17 protein-coding genes are annotated in these 16,544 nt (G+C 59.6%); 6 read left to right on the top strand and 11 right to left on the bottom strand.

Going from position 1 to position 16,544, the window contains the following annotated elements; genetic code table 11:
* Positions 1-5 precede the first annotated feature (5 nt).
* Entirely contained in the window at positions 6-1,067 is a 1,062-nt protein-coding gene (locus tag ACYZTM_RS24055) for a DUF2066 domain-containing protein (protein WP_131062207.1), read from the bottom strand.
* 384 nt (positions 1,068-1,451) lie between these two features.
* Here ACYZTM_RS24055 and purM point away from each other — a divergent pair, with 384 nt between their 5' ends.
* The 3 genes from purM to ACYZTM_RS24040 are packed head-to-tail and all read left to right on the top strand — an operon-like array spanning position 1,452 to position 3,894.
* Positions 1,452-2,510, top strand: a complete 1,059-nt coding sequence (gene purM, locus ACYZTM_RS24050) for a phosphoribosylformylglycinamidine cyclo-ligase (RefSeq protein WP_131062208.1) — start codon at positions 1,452-1,454, stop codon at positions 2,508-2,510.
* A gap of 11 nt (positions 2,511-2,521) precedes the next feature.
* Positions 2,522-3,172 carry a phosphoribosylglycinamide formyltransferase gene (gene purN / locus ACYZTM_RS24045; RefSeq protein ID WP_077749781.1) on the top strand — a complete coding sequence of 217 codons (651 nt, stop codon included), beginning with the start codon at positions 2,522-2,524 and terminating at the stop codon, positions 3,170-3,172.
* An 8-nt stretch (positions 3,173-3,180) separates the two neighbouring features.
* A complete protein-coding gene (locus ACYZTM_RS24040; protein WP_131062209.1) occupies positions 3,181-3,894 on the top strand; it encodes a DUF3108 domain-containing protein in 714 nt (237 codons plus the stop codon).
* A gap of 63 nt (positions 3,895-3,957) precedes the next feature.
* On the opposite strand, the gene ACYZTM_RS24035 is transcribed toward ACYZTM_RS24040, so the two are convergent.
* The 3 genes from ACYZTM_RS24035 to ACYZTM_RS24025 all read right to left on the bottom strand — a co-directional run bounded on the left by ACYZTM_RS24035 (position 3,958) and on the right by ACYZTM_RS24025 (position 7,667).
* Complete coding sequence (locus ACYZTM_RS24035; protein ID WP_461985012.1) at positions 3,958-5,136, bottom strand: trans-sulfuration enzyme family protein; 1,179 nt, start codon at positions 5,134-5,136, stop codon at positions 3,958-3,960.
* The gene (locus tag ACYZTM_RS24030) at positions 5,133-6,509 is read right to left on the bottom strand and encodes a pyridoxal-phosphate dependent enzyme (RefSeq protein WP_131062211.1); all 1,377 of its coding nucleotides are present in this window, start codon (positions 6,507-6,509) and stop codon (positions 5,133-5,135) included. The genes ACYZTM_RS24035 and ACYZTM_RS24030 overlap by 4 nt, the downstream gene beginning before the upstream one ends.
* A gap of 147 nt (positions 6,510-6,656) precedes the next feature.
* Positions 6,657-7,667, bottom strand: a complete 1,011-nt coding sequence (locus ACYZTM_RS24025; RefSeq protein WP_461985009.1) for an amidohydrolase family protein — start codon at positions 7,665-7,667, stop codon at positions 6,657-6,659.
* A gap of 141 nt (positions 7,668-7,808) precedes the next feature.
* Here ACYZTM_RS24025 and ACYZTM_RS24020 point away from each other — a divergent pair, with 141 nt between their 5' ends.
* Positions 7,809-8,225 carry an OsmC family protein gene (locus ACYZTM_RS24020; RefSeq protein WP_461985007.1) on the top strand — a complete coding sequence of 139 codons (417 nt, stop codon included), beginning with the start codon at positions 7,809-7,811 and terminating at the stop codon, positions 8,223-8,225.
* 61 nt (positions 8,226-8,286) lie between these two features.
* Entirely contained in the window at positions 8,287-9,147 is an 861-nt protein-coding gene (locus ACYZTM_RS24015) for a pirin family protein (RefSeq protein WP_461985004.1), read from the top strand.
* A 134-nt stretch (positions 9,148-9,281) separates the two neighbouring features.
* Here the strand turns inward: ACYZTM_RS24015 and ACYZTM_RS24010 are convergent, their stop codons facing one another.
* From ACYZTM_RS24010 to ACYZTM_RS23995, 4 genes are all read right to left on the bottom strand, one after another.
* Entirely contained in the window at positions 9,282-10,010 is a 729-nt protein-coding gene (locus ACYZTM_RS24010; protein ID WP_461985002.1) for a dienelactone hydrolase family protein, read from the bottom strand.
* Between the two features lie 66 nt (positions 10,011-10,076).
* Positions 10,077-11,981, bottom strand: a complete 1,905-nt coding sequence (gene htpG, locus ACYZTM_RS24005) for a molecular chaperone HtpG (protein ID WP_461985000.1) — start codon at positions 11,979-11,981, stop codon at positions 10,077-10,079.
* A gap of 81 nt (positions 11,982-12,062) precedes the next feature.
* Positions 12,063-12,515, bottom strand: a complete 453-nt coding sequence (locus tag ACYZTM_RS24000) for a PaaI family thioesterase (protein WP_461984998.1) — start codon at positions 12,513-12,515, stop codon at positions 12,063-12,065.
* The gene (locus ACYZTM_RS23995) at positions 12,512-12,988 is read right to left on the bottom strand and encodes a PaaI family thioesterase (RefSeq protein WP_131062218.1); all 477 of its coding nucleotides are present in this window, start codon (positions 12,986-12,988) and stop codon (positions 12,512-12,514) included. The genes ACYZTM_RS24000 and ACYZTM_RS23995 overlap by 4 nt, the downstream gene beginning before the upstream one ends.
* A gap of 157 nt (positions 12,989-13,145) precedes the next feature.
* Here ACYZTM_RS23995 and ACYZTM_RS23990 point away from each other — a divergent pair, with 157 nt between their 5' ends.
* Positions 13,146-13,379: a hypothetical protein gene (locus ACYZTM_RS23990; RefSeq protein WP_461984996.1), complete on the top strand. Its 234-nt coding sequence runs from the start codon at positions 13,146-13,148 to the stop codon at positions 13,377-13,379.
* A 67-nt stretch (positions 13,380-13,446) separates the two neighbouring features.
* Here the strand turns inward: ACYZTM_RS23990 and ACYZTM_RS23985 are convergent, their stop codons facing one another.
* The 3 genes from ACYZTM_RS23985 to brnQ form a co-directional block, all read right to left on the bottom strand.
* Positions 13,447-13,848 carry an MAPEG family protein gene (locus ACYZTM_RS23985; RefSeq protein ID WP_461984994.1) on the bottom strand — a complete coding sequence of 134 codons (402 nt, stop codon included), beginning with the start codon at positions 13,846-13,848 and terminating at the stop codon, positions 13,447-13,449.
* A complete protein-coding gene (locus ACYZTM_RS23980; protein ID WP_131062221.1) occupies positions 13,848-14,585 on the bottom strand; it encodes a DUF599 domain-containing protein in 738 nt (245 codons plus the stop codon). The genes ACYZTM_RS23985 and ACYZTM_RS23980 overlap by 1 nt, the downstream gene beginning before the upstream one ends.
* A 262-nt stretch (positions 14,586-14,847) precedes the next feature.
* Positions 14,848-16,161: a branched-chain amino acid transport system II carrier protein gene (gene brnQ, locus ACYZTM_RS23975; RefSeq protein WP_131062222.1), complete on the bottom strand. Its 1,314-nt coding sequence runs from the start codon at positions 16,159-16,161 to the stop codon at positions 14,848-14,850.
* Between the last annotated feature and the right edge of the window lie 383 nt (positions 16,162-16,544).

Here is a 16,544-nt window from a genome sequence, read left to right as displayed (position 1 = left end):
AAACCTTACCAACGGAATCGCAACTGCGGCACCCGTGCCGGAGTTGGTGCGACCACAGGCGCCGAACCATCGGCCACCGGTTGCACAGGGGCTACCGGAGCTGGCGCCTCACCGGCCGGCACCTCTTGCAACTTCGCCAGGGACAGTTGCGAGCGCAACTGCTCGGCGCTGCCATTGACCCGATAGAGAATGCGCTCACCGTCGACACTTTGCAGGCGCGCACCAAAAGGCTCCAGCAAGCGCCCAAGGGCGGCGTAGCGTTCCAGGTTCATGCCCTGCACTTCCAGCAATTGTTCGCCCGAAGCTCCCGGCTTGACGACAAACCGAGGCGCCAGACGCTCACTGACGGCCAGCATCACCGCATCGGCTACAGCGGCCTGGTCCGCGCCCTGCACGCTGCCCGCCTCTTTCTTGTCGCCCAGCCACAAATTCCACTTGGCCTGCCACTGCCCGCCCTCTTCACGGGCATGCACCGCGAGCAGGCCGTCAGCGTTGTAACGGTCCGATGCACCGCGCAGTGGCGTTGCATCCGTCCCTTCAAGATTCGGCGCCGTAGCGACCAGTTGCTCACTCAGGTCGGCCAACGGCAGACGCAACGGCAGACCACGATGTTGAGCCGCGCGACGCAACGGTGCGGCGCTGGCCTGGCCATCTCCCACCAGGCTCGAACCCTCTGCGGAGTCGTTCAACCACCAACTCAGGATCGAAGGCCGATTCGCCCCCCACAAAGACAGCCCGGCGCGGCGCAAGGTTTGTTCCGTGGTGGCCGGGTCGAAATTGACTTTCAGCACTTCCGGCGGGCCGGCGTCGAAACCGTATTGGCTAATGATCTGTTGCGGGTCTTTGCGCAGCGCCGCCAACCCCGGACTTTGCGCAGCCTTGGGATCACCGGTCAGGCGCAGCACCAGCGTATCGAGCGCGCGCTGGGTGGCCTGATCGCGCTCCTCGGCCGACTGACTGCTGACAGGCTCGCGCACTTGAAACAGGCCTTTGACGTTTTCGGCCTGACTCGCCAGGCTGACCAGGGACAAACAGCCTGCAAACAAACATTTAGAAAAAAAACGCATGGAAGATTCCTGACGACAAGAGCGGCTGGAACAGACCGCATGAAGATGATCGAGCAAGGCTGTGACCACGTCCCTGCGCAAAACATTCACCACGGTCTGACTAAGTTTTCGCACTGTCATAACGATAGACGGTTAATCGCGATACCTTATACAGCCATCGGGGAGGCGACCAACACGGGCAATAACGGTTTTTTTCGGCCGATATGCCCCTGCCGTCGGCGTGAGGATGGCCGCTGCCCCTCAAGCCTGATAAAATCGCGCGCCTTCGCAGACCGGCAACAGCCGGGCAGTGTCGGAATAGCGCGCAAGGCTCTCGCCTACGCCGTTTCGGCGGCCCCACTGGACTCGGTCGTTACCCCTGAATCCCCCCTAAAGGCCTGGATCATGAGCAAGCAACCCTCCCTGAGCTACAAGGACGCCGGTGTAGACATCGACGCCGGTGAAGCATTGGTCGAACGCATCAAGAGCGTCGCCAAGCGCACTGCGCGCCCGGAAGTCATGGGCGGCCTGGGCGGTTTCGGCGCCCTCTGCGAAATCCCGGCCGGCTACAAGCAGCCCGTACTGGTTTCCGGCACCGACGGCGTGGGCACCAAGCTGCGCCTGGCACTGAACCTGAACAAGCACGACAGCATCGGCATCGACCTGGTGGCCATGTGCGTGAACGACCTGGTGGTCTGCGGCGCCGAGCCGCTGTTTTTCCTCGACTACTATGCCACTGGCAAACTCAACGTCGAAACCGCGACCCAGGTCGTGACCGGCATCGGCGCTGGCTGTGAATTGTCCGGCTGCTCCCTGGTCGGCGGCGAAACCGCTGAAATGCCTGGCATGTACGAAGGCGAAGACTACGACTTGGCCGGCTTCTGCGTCGGCGTCGTGGAAAAATCCGAAATCATCGACGGTTCGAAAGTCGCTGCCGGCGATGCCCTGCTCGCCCTGCCGTCTTCCGGCCCGCACTCCAACGGCTACTCGCTGATCCGCAAGATCATCGAAGTGTCCGGTGCCGACATCGAAAACATCCAGCTCGACGGCAAACCGCTGACCGACCTGCTGATGGCCCCGACCCGCATCTATGTGAAGCCGTTGCTCAAGCTGATCAAGGACACCGGCGCCGTCAAAGCCATGGCCCACATCACCGGTGGCGGCCTGCTGGACAACATCCCGCGCGTTCTGCCAAAAGGCGCCCAAGCGGTGGTTGACGTTGCGAGCTGGACCCGTCCTGCCGTATTCGACTGGCTGCAAGAGAAAGGCAACGTCGACGAAAACGAAATGCACCGCGTGCTGAACTGCGGCGTCGGCATGGTTATCTGCGTGGCTCAAGAGCACGTTGAAACCGCCCTGAACGTCCTGCGTGAAGCCGGCGAGCAGCCTTGGGTCATCGGTCAGATCGCCACCGCTGCCGAAGGCGCGGCCTCGGTTGAACTGAAGAACCTCAAGGCACACTGATGCAAGAGCGGATGTCCCAGACCTGTGATGTGGTGGTGCTGTTGTCCGGCACCGGCAGTAACTTGCAGGCCTTGATCGACAGCACGCGGACCGGCGACAGCCCGGTCCGCATCGCCGCGGTGATTTCCAATCGCGCCGATGCTTACGGCCTGCAACGCGCCAGGGACGCGGGTATCGACACCCGCTCCCTGGATCACAAGGCTTTCGAAGGCCGCGAAGCCTTCGATGCCGCGCTGATCGAACTGATCGACGCCTTCAACCCCAAACTCGTGGTACTGGCCGGTTTCATGCGCATTCTCAGCGCTGACTTCGTGCGCCACTACGCGGGTCGCCTGCTCAACATCCATCCCTCGTTGCTGCCCAAATACAAAGGGTTACACACTCATCAGCGCGCGTTGGAGGCCGGCGACACGGAACACGGCTGCTCCGTGCACTTCGTCACCGAGGAACTCGATGGCGGACCACTGGTCGTACAGGCAGTAATACCGGTAGAGTTGCACGATTCGCCGCAGAGTCTGGCGCAGCGAGTTCACGTTCAGGAACACCTGATTTACCCGATGGCTGTACGCTGGTTTGCCGAAGGTCGTTTATCGCTCGGTGAACAAGGTGCTTTACTGGATGGAAAGCTACTCGCGGCCAGCGGCCACTTGATTCGAAACTAGGAGATTTTATGCGTCGCGCCCTGCTCTTCGCTTGCGCTCTGCTTGCACTGCCATTTGCGCAGGCTGCAGAACTTCAACCTTTCTCCGCCAGCTACACCGCTGACTGGAAGCAGCTGCCCATGAGTGGCACGGCTGAACGCAGCCTGACCAAGGAAGCCAACGGCGTCTGGAAGCTCAGCTTCAAGGCATCGATGATGATCGCCAGCCTGACCGAAGAAAGCACCCTGACTGTGGACAAGGATACGCTGCTGCCACAGTCCTACCACTTCGAACGTGGCGGTCTGGGCAAAGCCAAGAAAGCCGACCTGGACTTTGACTGGACCAACAAAATGGTCACCGGCACCGATCGTGGTGACGCGGTCAAGATCCCGCTCAACCGTGGCATGGTCGACAAATCCACGTATCAGCTGGCCTTGCAACACGATGTGGCTGCCGGCAAGAAAAGCATGAGCTATCAGGTTGTCGATGATGGTGAAGTCGATACCTATGACTTCCGCGTGCTGGGTTCGGAAAAAGTCGACACCAAGGCTGGCCAGATCGAAGCGATCAAGGTCGAACGCGTGCGCGACCCGACACAAAGCAAACGCATCACCGTCCTGTGGTTCGCCAAGGACTGGGATTACCTGCTGGTTCGTCTGCAACAGGTCGAAACCGACGGCAAGGAGTACAACATCATGCTCCTCGACGGTACGGTCAACGGCAAGGCTGTCAAAGGCAGCTGATCCCGACTGACACGAAAATCCGGAATCCGCCAAGGATTCCGGATTTTTTATGCCTGTAGAAAGTTAAATCCGCGCCAACGCCTGGGCCAGGTCGGTGCGCAGGTCTTCGACATCCTCGACACCCACGGACAAACGCACCAGCGCATCGCCGATCCCGAGTTGTGCGCGGGTGTCGGCGGGGATGGTAGCGTGGGTCATGATCGCAGGGTGCTCGATCAGGCTTTCCACCCCGCCCAGGCTCTCGGCCAAGGCGAAGATCTGCACACTTTCGAGGAAGCGTCTGGCGCCGGCCAGGTCGCTGTTCAGGTCGAGGGAAATCATCCCGCCGAATCCATGCATCTGCTGCCGTGCCAGTTCGTGCTGCGGGTGCGACGGCAGGCCCGGATAGTAGACCCGCGCCACCTGCGGCTGACGCTCCAGCCATTGCGCCAGCTCCAACGCGTTGCTGCAGTGGCGTTCCATGCGCAGCGCCAGGGTCTTCACGCCGCGCAGGGTGAGGAATGCGTCGAACGGCCCGGCGATAGCGCCCACCGCGTTCTGCAAAAAGCCCAGCCGCTCGGCCAGTTCGGCGTTCTGCCCGACCACCGCGATACCGCCGATGACGTCTGAGTGGCCGTTCAGGTACTTGGTCGTCGAGTGCACCACGATATCGAAACCCAGTTCCAGCGGGCGCTGTATCCACGGGCTGGCAAAGGTGTTATCGGCCACACAGAGGATGCCTCGCTCGCGACAGATGCGCGCAATGGCGGTGAGATCAGAGAGCCGCAGCAAGGGATTGCTCGGCGTCTCGACACAGACCATCCGCGTGTCGTCCTGCAACGCCGCTTCGAAGGCCGCCAGGTCGGTCAGGTCGACGTAACTGAAGCGATGCCCGGCACTGCGCTGACGCACCTTGTCGAACAGTCGGAACGTGCCGCCGTACAGATCGTTGCCGGAGACGATGTGCGCGTTAGCGTCGAGCAGCTCCAGTACGGTGGAAATCGCCGCCAGCCCGGAGGCGAAGGCAAACGCCCGGGTCCCGCCCTCAAGGTCAGCCACGCAACGCTCCAGCGCAAAGCGCGTCGGGTTGTGCGAACGCCCGTAGTCGAAGCCCTTGTGTACACCGGGGCTCTGCTGCAAGTACGTAGAGTTGGCATAAATCGGTGGCATCAGCGCCCCGGTGGAAGGATCCGGTGTCTGTCCGGCATGGATCACACGGGTGCCGAAGCCGCGTGGCGAGCCGGTTTCATCGTGCTGACTCATGTAAGGGATCTCCGTAAGTGATTGAGCATGTCGACTCGCGTAATCAAGCCGTGGAAGCCCGAGGCGTCGGCGATGATCGCCACCAGCCCACGATCGAGCTCCGCCTGCAGTTCGGCCAGACTGGCGCCAGCCGGCAGGGTTTGCAACTTGTCAGTCATTGCGCTGGCCACGGGCCTGCGCAAGTGCGAAGCGTCTTCGTGCACGCCCAGCAGAATATCGGACTCGTCGATCACGCCGACCAGCCGCTTTCCGTCTACCAGCACCGGCAGTTGTGACACATCCGCCAGGCGCATGCGCTGGAAGGCAGTGAGCAGCGTGTCGTCGGGGCCGACGCTGATCACTCGGCCATCCTCGAAGCGCCGCGCGATCAAGTCGCGCAAATCGCCGTAACGTTTGTATTGCAGCAGGCCCTGATCGTTCATCCATTGGTCGTTGTAGACCTTCGACAGGTAACGGGTGCCAGTGTCGCAGACGAAGCTGACCACCCGCTTCGGCTCGGTTTGCTCGCGACAGTAGCGCAACGCAGCCGCCAGCAAAGTGCCGGTCGAGGAGCCGCCGAGAATGCCTTCAGCGCGCAGCAATTGCCGGGCATGATCGAAGCTTTCCTCGTCGCTGATCGAATAGGCGTGGCGCACGCTGGAAAGGTCGGCAATCGACGGAATGAAGTCTTCACCGATGCCTTCCACCGCCCATGAGCCGGCTTTCCCGAGGGTGCCACTGCGGCTGTACTCGGCCATCACCGAGCCGACCGGGTCGGCCAACACCATTTCCAGGTTCGGCTGCACACGCTGGAAGAAACGGGTCAGCCCGGTCAGCGTGCCGGCCGAACCGACGCCGACGACGATGGCGTCCAGATCATGCTGGGTCTGCGCCCAGATCTCCGGCGCGGTGCTGCACTCATGGGCCAGCGGGTTGGCCGGGTTGTTGAACTGGTCGGCGAAGAAGGCGTCGGGAATTTCCTGCGCCAACCGCGCTGCGACGTCCTGATAGTAGTCGGGATGGCCCTTGCCGACGTCGGACCGGGTGATGTGCACCTCGGCGCCCATCGCCTTCAAGTGCAAGACCTTCTCGGTGGACATTTTGTCCGGCACCACCAGCACCACTCGATAGCCTTTGGCACGGCCGACCAGCGCCAGGCCCAGGCCAGTGTTGCCGGCTGTGGCCTCGACGATGGTGCCGCCGGGCTGCAGACGGCCATCGCGTTCGGCGGCGTCGATCATCGCCAGACCTATGCGATCCTTGATCGAGCCGCCGGGGTTCTGCGATTCGAGTTTGAGAAAAAGTGTGCACGGGCCGGTATCGAAGCGGCTGACGCGCACCAGCGGCGTATTGCCGATGAGTTCAAGCACGGCAGGGCGGGAGTCGTTTGGCATGTCGTAACCTCGCTGCGAGAATCCGCACTGGATGGACAGCAACTTGCGGCAAGTCTTCGCGCCAGTCGCCGGTAATGCCTTGCATGGAACATAGGCAGGGATTGCGCCATTCGCAACCGTGCGCAGCCAATCGGTCGCCTGGTCGTCTTAACGGTTGCGCGGCAGGATCGCCAGGAAATTGTCCCGCGCGACTTTCCTTGCAACCTGCTCAGGCAAGGCGTCGAGAAACGGATCGAAGCTGCGCATTTCCTTACCGAGCTTGTTGAAACGTCCCACCACATCAGAGCCAAGCATGAAGCGATCCGGGAAGCGCTCCACCAGCTTCAACCACGCTTCTGAGGGTTTGCCCTGCGCATCCAGCAGGTACGGCGTCAGCATGCTCCAGGACAGGTCGATGAACAGATTGGGGTAAGCCTCGAGCATCCGGGTCAGGGTCGGCAACAGAAAATCCAGCTGGGTCTGATGGCGATGGACCTCGGCGCTGGTCCCCGCGTGCGCCCAGATAAAGCGCGTGTGCGGATGATTACGCAGCGGCTCCTCGATCTCCGACAGGTACAGCGGATTTTTCTCGCGCTTGGAGGTGATGTTGGAGTGCAGCATCACCGGCAAGTCGTTCTCGGCCGCGAGGTGATAAATCCGTGTCATGGCTTCGTTGTTGGCGCGTGGCGTATCTCCGGAAGTCAGCGCTGTCAGGTCGTCATGCCGGGTAAACACTTCGCCGATCCCCTGCCACAGCCCCGGATTGAGGTCGAGCATGCGCTGGATGTGCGTCGCTGAATTTTTGTCGTTGGGATTGAAGCCCGACAGGAACGGGTGAAAGCGCTGACGCTGTGCAGGCGTCAGTTTGTTCACCGCCGCAGCGACGATCACATCCGTCGCGCTGTACCAATAGGCATCGGCGTCATCACCGGCGTAGTAGCGCGGGCGCTTGGGTTCGTCTTCGTGCCATTTCTTCGCCACCGGGATGCCGGAAATCATCACATGCTCAATGACATTGTCGTCCATGGCCTTGAGCAGTTTCGGCATGCCCGCCGTTTCCTGGAAAAAGTCCACGTAATGCAGGTGCGCATCGCTGTAGGCGTATTCGCGTGCATTGACGTAAGCACTCGACAGCGCCAACAAACAGGCAAAGCTCAAACGGAACAAGGGCACGGGCATTCTCCGGGGCAGGAAAAACGTAGACCTCCGCACACGCGAGACGGTTCAGCCTGTAAGAAAGTGGAACGCGCATCAGTAGGAATGCTCTATACCTTCAAGGTCTTTTTTGATCGAATGACTTTTTAGCCTGGGAGGCTTCTCATGACCGTTACCGTCAATACCGTTTCCGCCGAAGGTTTTCGCCACAGCGTCCAGATCGATGACCACGAACTCTTTGCCGATGTGCCGACCGCGTCTGGCGGCGAAGGCACGGCCCCAGAGCCACACGATTATTTCGACGCAGCCCTGGGCGCCTGCAAGGCCCTGACGCTGAAGATGTACGCGAAGAAGAAAGACATCCCGCTGACCGGCGTTACGGTTGAGGTCAAACGTGACAACAGCGAGGAGCAGCAAGGCAAATATGCCCTGCACGTCAAACTGACCCTCAAGGGTGTGCTCACCGACGCCCAGCGCGACGAGCTGCACCGTGTGGCCGATCGTTGCCCGGTGCACAAGCTGATGACAAGCACGGAAGTCAGCATCGAAACCCATCTGTCCGAAGGTGCCTTCAGCCAATAGCGGCAAGGGCTGCACAAGCGGGTTATGCTCCACGCGTCACCCGCTCAGCCTGGAATGCACCATGAACACTCCGCTCGTGATCCGCCCTCGCGCCGAAGATGTCGAGGGCCAGCCGATTCTTCGCCCGCTGCCGTCAGCCAAATGCCGTAGCGTCGGGCCTTTCGTATTTTTTGACCACATGCTCGAAACCCGTTATCCGGCAGGTAAAGGCATGAACATTCGTCAGCATCCGCACATTGGCCTGTCCACCCTCACCTATTTGTTTGAAGGAAAAATCCAGCACAAGGACAGTCTCGGCTCCGACCAGGTGGTGGGCGCCGGTGATGTCAGCTGGATGACGGCGGGCGGTGCAATCGCCCATGTCGAGCGCACGCCTGAGGCGTTGAAGGACACCGGTTTCACCCTGCACGGTTTGCAGGTTTGGCTTGCTTCCCCCAAGGAGCATGAACAGGGACCGGGCCACTACAGCCATCACCCGGCAGCGACGTTGCCGGTCAGCGATAACCTTGGTGTGAAGATCCGGATGATTGCCGGGTCAGGCTTTTGTCTCGAATCGCCTGTCCCGGTGCTTTCTCCTACTTTGTACGCGGAATTGAACCTGCAAACGGCGACCACCTTGCTGATTCCGACCGAGCATGAAGAGCGGGCGCTGTATGTGCTCAGTGGCGAAGCGCAGCTTGATGGCGAGCTATTTGAGCAGAATGCGCTAGTGGTACTGCCTGCCGGAGAGGAAATGACGTTGTTCGCCGAAAGCGACTGTCATGCGGTGCTGTTTGGTGGGGCACCGCTGGACGGGCCGCGGCGAATCAACTGGAATTTTGTTGCGAGCGATCCGGCCGCGATCGATGAAGCGCGGCGACGCTGGGCGGCCGGGGATTGGCCGACGGTGCCCGGGGAAGTTGAGCGGATCGAACTGCCCTAGGACCTTCGACATCAGTTACACCGCCATCGCGAGCAGGCTCACTCCTACAGGGGGAATGCGTTCCAATGTAGGAGTGAGCCTGCTCGCGATGGGGCCAGCACTAACAGCAAAAGTGTCAGGGCAAAGAACAGCTGTCAGCCCTTGAACACTTCATCCAGCAAATTGTGCATCGAGGTAAACGCACGCCTCGCCGTCTTCGCGTCATACATCATCTTCCCCGGCACATTCGCATGCGGATCAGTAAACGAATGCACCGCGCCACCGTAGCTCAGCAGCTGCCAATCCACGCCCGCCGCATTCATTTCCTCTTCAAACGCCGGCAATTGCTCTTTCGGCACCAGTGGATCGGATGCACCGTGCAGTACCAGCACCGAGCCCTTGATGTTTTTCGCATCATTGACGTTCGGCGTATCCAGCGTGCCATGGAACGAAACGGCCGCTTTTACCGGCGCGCCCGTGCGGGCCAGCTCCAGCGCGCAGCAACCCCCGAAGCAGAAACCGAAGGTCGCCAGCTTCGAGGTATCAACCGCCGCCTCGCCCTGCCCTTGCAACTGGTCGAACGCCGCCTGCATGCGCTTGCGCAGCAACGCGCGGTCGTTCTTCAGCGGCATCATGGCTGCACCCGCCTCGTCGCCGTTCTGCGGTCGCACCGACTGGCCGTACAGGTCCGCGATCAGCACCACATAACCCTTGGCCGCCACCGACTTGGCGATCTCCTCGGCACCGGCGCTGACGCCCATCCAGTTCGGCGCCATCAACAAGCCAGGGCGCGGGCCTTTGTGGTCGGCATCGAACGCCAGACGGCTTTCATACGACTGGCCATCAATCTGATAAGCGACAGAACGAACAGTGATTTGGCTCATGACTAACTCCCAGTAAAAGACACCAGAATGAAAAAACCCGCCGAAGCGGGTTTTTGTACAGCGCCGTTAAACCGACAGTTCAACCAGCAGCTTGTTGAGGCGGCGCACATACGCGGCCGGGTCTTTCAAGCTGTCGCCGGCCGCCAGGGCCGCCTGATCGAAGAGGATGTGCGACAGGTCGCCGAAGCGCTCGTCGCTCTGCTCGTTGTCGAGTTTCTCGATCAGCGGGTGAGCCGGGTTGAATTCGAAGATCGGCTTCGAGTCCGGAACCTTCTGACCGCTGGCTTCGAGGATCTGACGCATCTGCATGCCCAGGTCCTGTTCGCCGATGGCCAGAATCGCCGGGGAATCGGTCAGGCGGTGGGAAACCCGTACTTCGGCGACGGAATCGCCCAGTGCAGTTTTCAGACGCTCAACCAGGCCTTCTTTGGACTTGGCGACTTCTTCCGCGGCTTTCTTGTCCTCTTCCGAGTCCAGGTTGCCCAGGTCCAGGTCACCGCGCGCCACGTCGACAAAGCCCTTGCCGTCGAAGTCGCTGAGGTAGCTCATCAGCCACTCGTCGATGCGATCGGTCAGCAGCAGCACTTCGATGCCTTTCTTGCGGAAGACTTCCAGGTGCGGGCTGTTTTTGACTTGCGCGTAGGTTTCGCCGGTCAGGTAGTAAATCTTGTCCTGACCTTCCTTGGCGCGAGCCAGGTACTCGGTCAGACCTACCACTTGCTCGCCTTCATCACCGTTGGTCGATGCGAAACGCAGCAGGCCAGCGATTTTCTCTTTGTTGGCGAAGTCTTCTGCCGGGCCTTCTTTCATGACCTGGCCAAAGTTTTTCCAGAAACCTTTGTATTGCTCAGGCTCGTTCTTCGCCAGTTTTTCCAGCATGTCGAGAACGCGCTTGGTCAGCGCCGACTTCATGGAATCGATGATCGGGTCTTTCTGCAGGATTTCCCGCGACACGTTCAGTGACAGGTCGTTGGAATCGACCACGCCTTTGATGAAGCGCAGGTACAGCGGCAGGAACGACTCGGCCTGATCCATGACGAATACGCGCTGTACGTACAGTTTCAGGCCTTTCGGCGCTTCACGCTGGTACAGGTCGAACGGCGCACGGGTCGGCACGTACAGCAGCGAGCTGTATTCGAGTTTGCCTTCGACCTTGTTGTGGCTCCAGCTCAGCGGATTTTCGAAATCGTGAGCGATGTGTTTGTAGAACTCCTGGTATTCCTCGTCCTTGATCTCGGTGCGAGGACGGGTCCACAGGGCGCTGGCGCGGTTGACGGTTTCCCATTCAACGGCGGGCTTCTCTTCGCCCTCGGCAGCGGCCACTTCTTTCGGCAACTCGATCGGCAAAGCGATGTGGTCGGAGTACTTCTTGATGATGTTGCGCAGACGCCAGCCGTCGGCGAATTCGTCTTCACCGGACTTCAGGTGCAGGACGATACGGGTGCCGCGCTCGGCTTTCTCAACGGTGGCAACTTCAAAATCGCCCTCACCCTTGGACGACCAGTGCACGCCTTCGCTGGCGGCAGCGCCGGCACGGCGGCTGAACACGTCAACTTTATCGGCGACGATGAACGCCGAGTAGAAACCGACACCAAACTGACCGATCAGGTGCGAGTCTTTCTTCTGATCGCCCGACAGGTGCTTCATGAAGTCGGCAGTGCCGGATTTGGCGATGGTGCCCAGATGGGTGATCGCGTCTTCACGGCTCATGCCGATGCCGTTGTCTTCGAGGGTGACGGTTTTCGCGTCCTTGTCGAAGCTCACACGGATTTTCAGTTCGGCGCCACCTTCCAGCAATTCAGGCTTGGACAGGGCTTCGAAACGTAATTTGTCGACAGCGTCAGAGGCGTTCGAGATCAATTCGCGAAGGAAAATTTCCTTGTTGGAATACAGCGAATGGATCATGAGGTGCAGCAGTTGCTTCACCTCGGTCTGGAAGCCCAGGGTTTCCTTTTGAGTTTCCACACTCATGGTCATCAAACTCCAATCAGATGGCAGTGGCCGCGACCTTCAGGGTCGACAGCGGGTTGTCATCAGAGTTTGGGGCTGAGTTCAGGATTTCAAGGGCTCTTCAATTTTGAAATGAGCCCGGGCCGTGGCAATCGGTTCGGCTTCGGTGGTTTGCCAGGCCGTAATCGCTACGTTTGCGACGCGTCGGCCCTGGCGGCAGACCTGACATTTGGCCCAGGTATCGCGAAACTGCCCGGTTCGCAGGTAATCGAGAGAAAAGTCGATGATCTTTGGTACACCGGGCGAACCGGTGAAAATCAGCAGGTGCAGCGCTGCGGACAGCTCCATGAAACCGGCGATCACCCCACCATGGATAGCGGGCAGCAAAGGGTTGCCAATGTTGTCCTTGTTGGCCGGCAAGCTAAACAGCAGCTCATCCCCGACACGCGAACACTCGACACCGATCAGTTTGGCGTAGGGAAGCAGGTGCAGCAGCGAGGCGTAGTCCCCCTGCTCATGGGCCTGCTGAAGTTGCTCCTTGAAAGTCTCAGTCATTTCGTACCTCCGGCGATCGCGCCACCAAAACCCTTGGTGCCTTTGACGGCTTTGCCCATGCGCATGAACGTGCCGACGACATGAGCGATGGGCTGCTCGGGATCGTCCTGGTAGGCAAAGCCTCGAGCGAAGATCACATCGGTGGTCACCCGGTAGCATTGGGCGAAACCGTAGACATCCTTGTGAGGCTCGGCGGCGTGCATGTAGTCGATGCGCAGATCGAGGGTCGGGCAGACTTCGAATTCGGGCAGGACGCAGAGGGTCGACATGCCGCACGCAGTGTCCATCAAGGTCGTCAGCGCCCCGCCATGGATCACTCCAGTCTGCGGATTGCCGACAATTTGCGGGCTGTACGGCAGGATGACCGTCAGTCCGTCGTTGCTGGCGCTGTGAACGCGCAAACCCAGTACCTGACAATGCCTGAGCGCCGAAAGAAATCGCGTCGCGCGCTCAAAAACGGGGTTTTCGGCCATGTGATATACACTCTTCTTAGTATTCGGAGATCGTATTCAGCGTATTCGTAAAAGTTCCCGTGGGAATAATCTTATATATCTGAACGAATTGAGGAACTTAACCCTATTGGCCGTGCTCGAAAGACCAGTAGATATTTTCCATAAGGAGATACACCCCATGCGTAAGACTTTAGCTATTGCCTTGATGTTGACCGCTTCCCTCGGTCTCGCTGCCTGCGATAAAAAATCCGAGGACAAAGCTCAAGATGCAGCCAAACATGCTGAGCAAGCTCAGCAAGACATGAACAAAGCTCAGGATAAAGTGAACGACGCTGCGAAAGAAAACGCCGAAGCCGCCAAAGCTCAGGCTGAATCGGATGCAGCTGCAGCAAAAGAAGCACCTAAAAACTAAAGCAGTTTTTAGCGTGATAAAGAAAACCCGCCAAGTGCGGGTTTTCTTTTGCCTGTGATTTGCTCGGCTAGAGCAAAATAGCTCTAAAAGTCGGACTAATCATCAGCAGCAATGAACACACTAATCCGACGAACCACACCAGACTCCGCTGCCAGGCAAGATCAGCCCAATAGCACAGTAAATAAACGACTCGGGTAATCACAAAGATGATTGCCAGCGAATCGATCAGCCACCCCGCCGTTTGCGTGGTGTGCGCCATCAGCACTCCCACCGCAAATAACATGAACGCCTCGAAGCAGTTCTGATGCGCCGCCACCGCACGGGCGCCGAAGCCTGTCAGTTGCGCCTGTTGCTGACGCGGCAGATGGTTGTCGTAACCGCCCTGCTCGTTCATCGCTTTGGCCACGGGAATCTTTGCCACGAAAATCAGCAAGGCACTGATAAACACACACCAGAACGGAATACTCATCAAACAGCCTCTTTGTTCGCCTCGGGCAATGGCGCCTCTGTAGGGGTATAGACCATCACATCGAGGACGTCGGAATGAAACTCCCGGCGATACAACACCAGCACCACGCCGGCACTCATCAACATGAACAGCCACGGGCTGACGAACCAGGCCAGCATGGTCATGCCGAAGTAGTAAGAGCGCAGGCCAAAGTTGAACTGGTTGGCGGCCATGGAGATCACTCGGGCCGCGCGGGCAGCGAAGGCTTTACGCTCTTGTTCGGAAACGTGGCGCTCACCGATCATCGGTGCCGAGCCAATCAGAATCGCGGCGAAGTTGTACTGACGCATGCACCAACTGAACGTAAAGAACGCATAGACAAACACCAGCGCCAGGCACAGCAACTTGATCTCGGACATGCCCTGTGACGCCTGCTGCACCATCGGAATATCCGCCAGCAACGACACGGCTCGCTCGGACGCGCCGAGCACCGTCAGAATACCGGCCAGGATAATCAGTGTGCTGGAGGCGAAGAACGAGGCGTTACGCTCTAGATTGCCGACCACGCTGGCGTCCGCGATGCGGTTGTCACGCAGCAACATGCGGCGCATCCAGTCTTCACGGTACAGGTGCAGCACACTGGCCAGGCACGCGGTGTCGCGGCCCTTCCACGAGGCATACCGGGTGTAACCGCCCCAGCAAATGACAAACCAGACGGCGGCGAGGAGGTGGATGATGTTGGCGTGGATGAACGACATGCAGGTCCTTGTGATGTGTTTGCGGGGAACCGCCCTCTGTGGGAGCGGGCTTGCTCGCGAAGACGGCTTATCATTCAACATTGATGTCGACTGACCCACCGCCTTCGCGAGCAAGCCCGCTCCCACATGTGATTTGCAGTGCTTCGACGTTAGCTGACAAAAAAAGACACTGCATCACGCGCATAAAAAATGCCCCGTATCGATTGATACGGGGCATTTCTATTGATGCTCAAGACCCGCTTGTGGCCGGTCGTGAAGCGGCTTAAGCCAGCTCTTCTTCGCGCTTGCCCAGCAGACGGTCGCACACCACCGCGACCACCAGGGTCATGACCGATGGCACCAACCACGCCAGACCCTGCTCGCTCAGCGGCAGATGGGACAGCTGAGTCGGCATCCAGTCCGCCAGACCCGCGCCCTTGAGCGCATCGATCAGGCCGAAAATGAACGAAACCAGCATTACCGGGCCAACGATGCGGCCATGTTCATGCCAGAAATCCTTGCAGAAGCTCAGCGCTACCAGGGCGATGCAGGGCGGGTAAATCGCCGTCAGGACCGGGATCGAGAACGCAATCAGCTTGGTGAGGCCCAGATTGGACACAAACAGCGAGAACACCGCCAGGATGATCACCAGTGTCTTGTAAGACAGCGGCAAAACACGGCTGAAGTACTCGGCGCAGGCGCAGGTCAGGCCGACAGCCGTCACCAGGCAAGCCAGCGAGATCAGCACGGCAAGAAAGCCGCTGCCCAACGAACCAAAGGTGTGCTGAACGTAAGCGTGCAATACCGCCGCGCCATTAGTAGCACCGGCCGCCACTTCATGGCTGCCGGAACCGAGACGGAACAGGCTGACGTACACCAGCGCCAAGCCCACGCCGGCAATCAGACCGGCAATGATCGCGTAACGGGTGATCAGCACCGGCGATTCGACGCCACGGGAGCGGATCGCGTTGACGATGACGATGCCGAACACCAGTGCGCCGAGGGTATCCATGGTCAGGTAACCATTGATGAAACCCTGGGAGAATGGTGCCGCCACGTATTCCGGGGTCGCCACGCCGATGTCGCCGGCAGGCAACGCGAACGCGGCGATGCCGAGTGCGGCCAGGGCGATGATCTTCAGGGGGGCAAGGAAACGTCCTACGGTATCCAGCAAACGGCCCGGATAGAGCGAAATGAAGAACACCAGCAGGAAGTACACCGAGCTGTAGAGGAACAGCGCGAGCGGGCTCTCGCCGGTCAACGGCGCCAGACCCACTTCAAACGACACGGTCGCGGTGCGCGGCGTGGCGAACAGCGGGCCAACGGCGAGGTAGCACGCGGCGGCCAGCAGGCCACCGGCGATTTTGCCGATCGGGCTGCTCAACGCATCCATTGCACCACCGACCTTGGCCAGCGCAACCACGGTGATCACTGGCAGACCGACCGCGGTGATCAGAAAGCCCAGCGCCGCCATCCAGACATTAGGCCCGGACTGCAAACCGACGATAGGCGGGAAGATGATGTTGCCAGCCCCGACGAACAGGGCAAACGTCATAAAACCAAGTGCCAGGATGTCCTGACCTTTCAAAACTTTCATTAAGGAAATACCACACTACTGAATCGGAATTTAGAGAGGGATTTCCCTTGTGGGTGAGGGAAATGCTGTCGGTCCGTATAGGACTGACCCTTTAGCGCGTCGCTTCCTTGTGGGCCGCGTTCGCAAAATGGCTGCTAGCCTAACGAATTTGCCCGACAAACGCACTGTTAAGGGGCGATCTATCCGATACGCGACATTTCTGTGTCGCGTTTACATATCTAATTTACCTGCACAGAACCCTGTGGCGAGGGGATTTATCCCCGTCCGGCTGCGCAGCAGACGTAAAACCATCGTATGCGGTGTATCTGATGTACCGCGGGTGCAGGTTTTGGGGCCGCTTCGCGACCCAACGGGGATAAATCCCCTCGCCACAAAGGCCCAAC

The organism is Pseudomonas sp. MDT2-39-1 (assembly GCF_054898085.1).
This window is presented reverse-complemented; position numbering and strand designations above follow the sequence as displayed.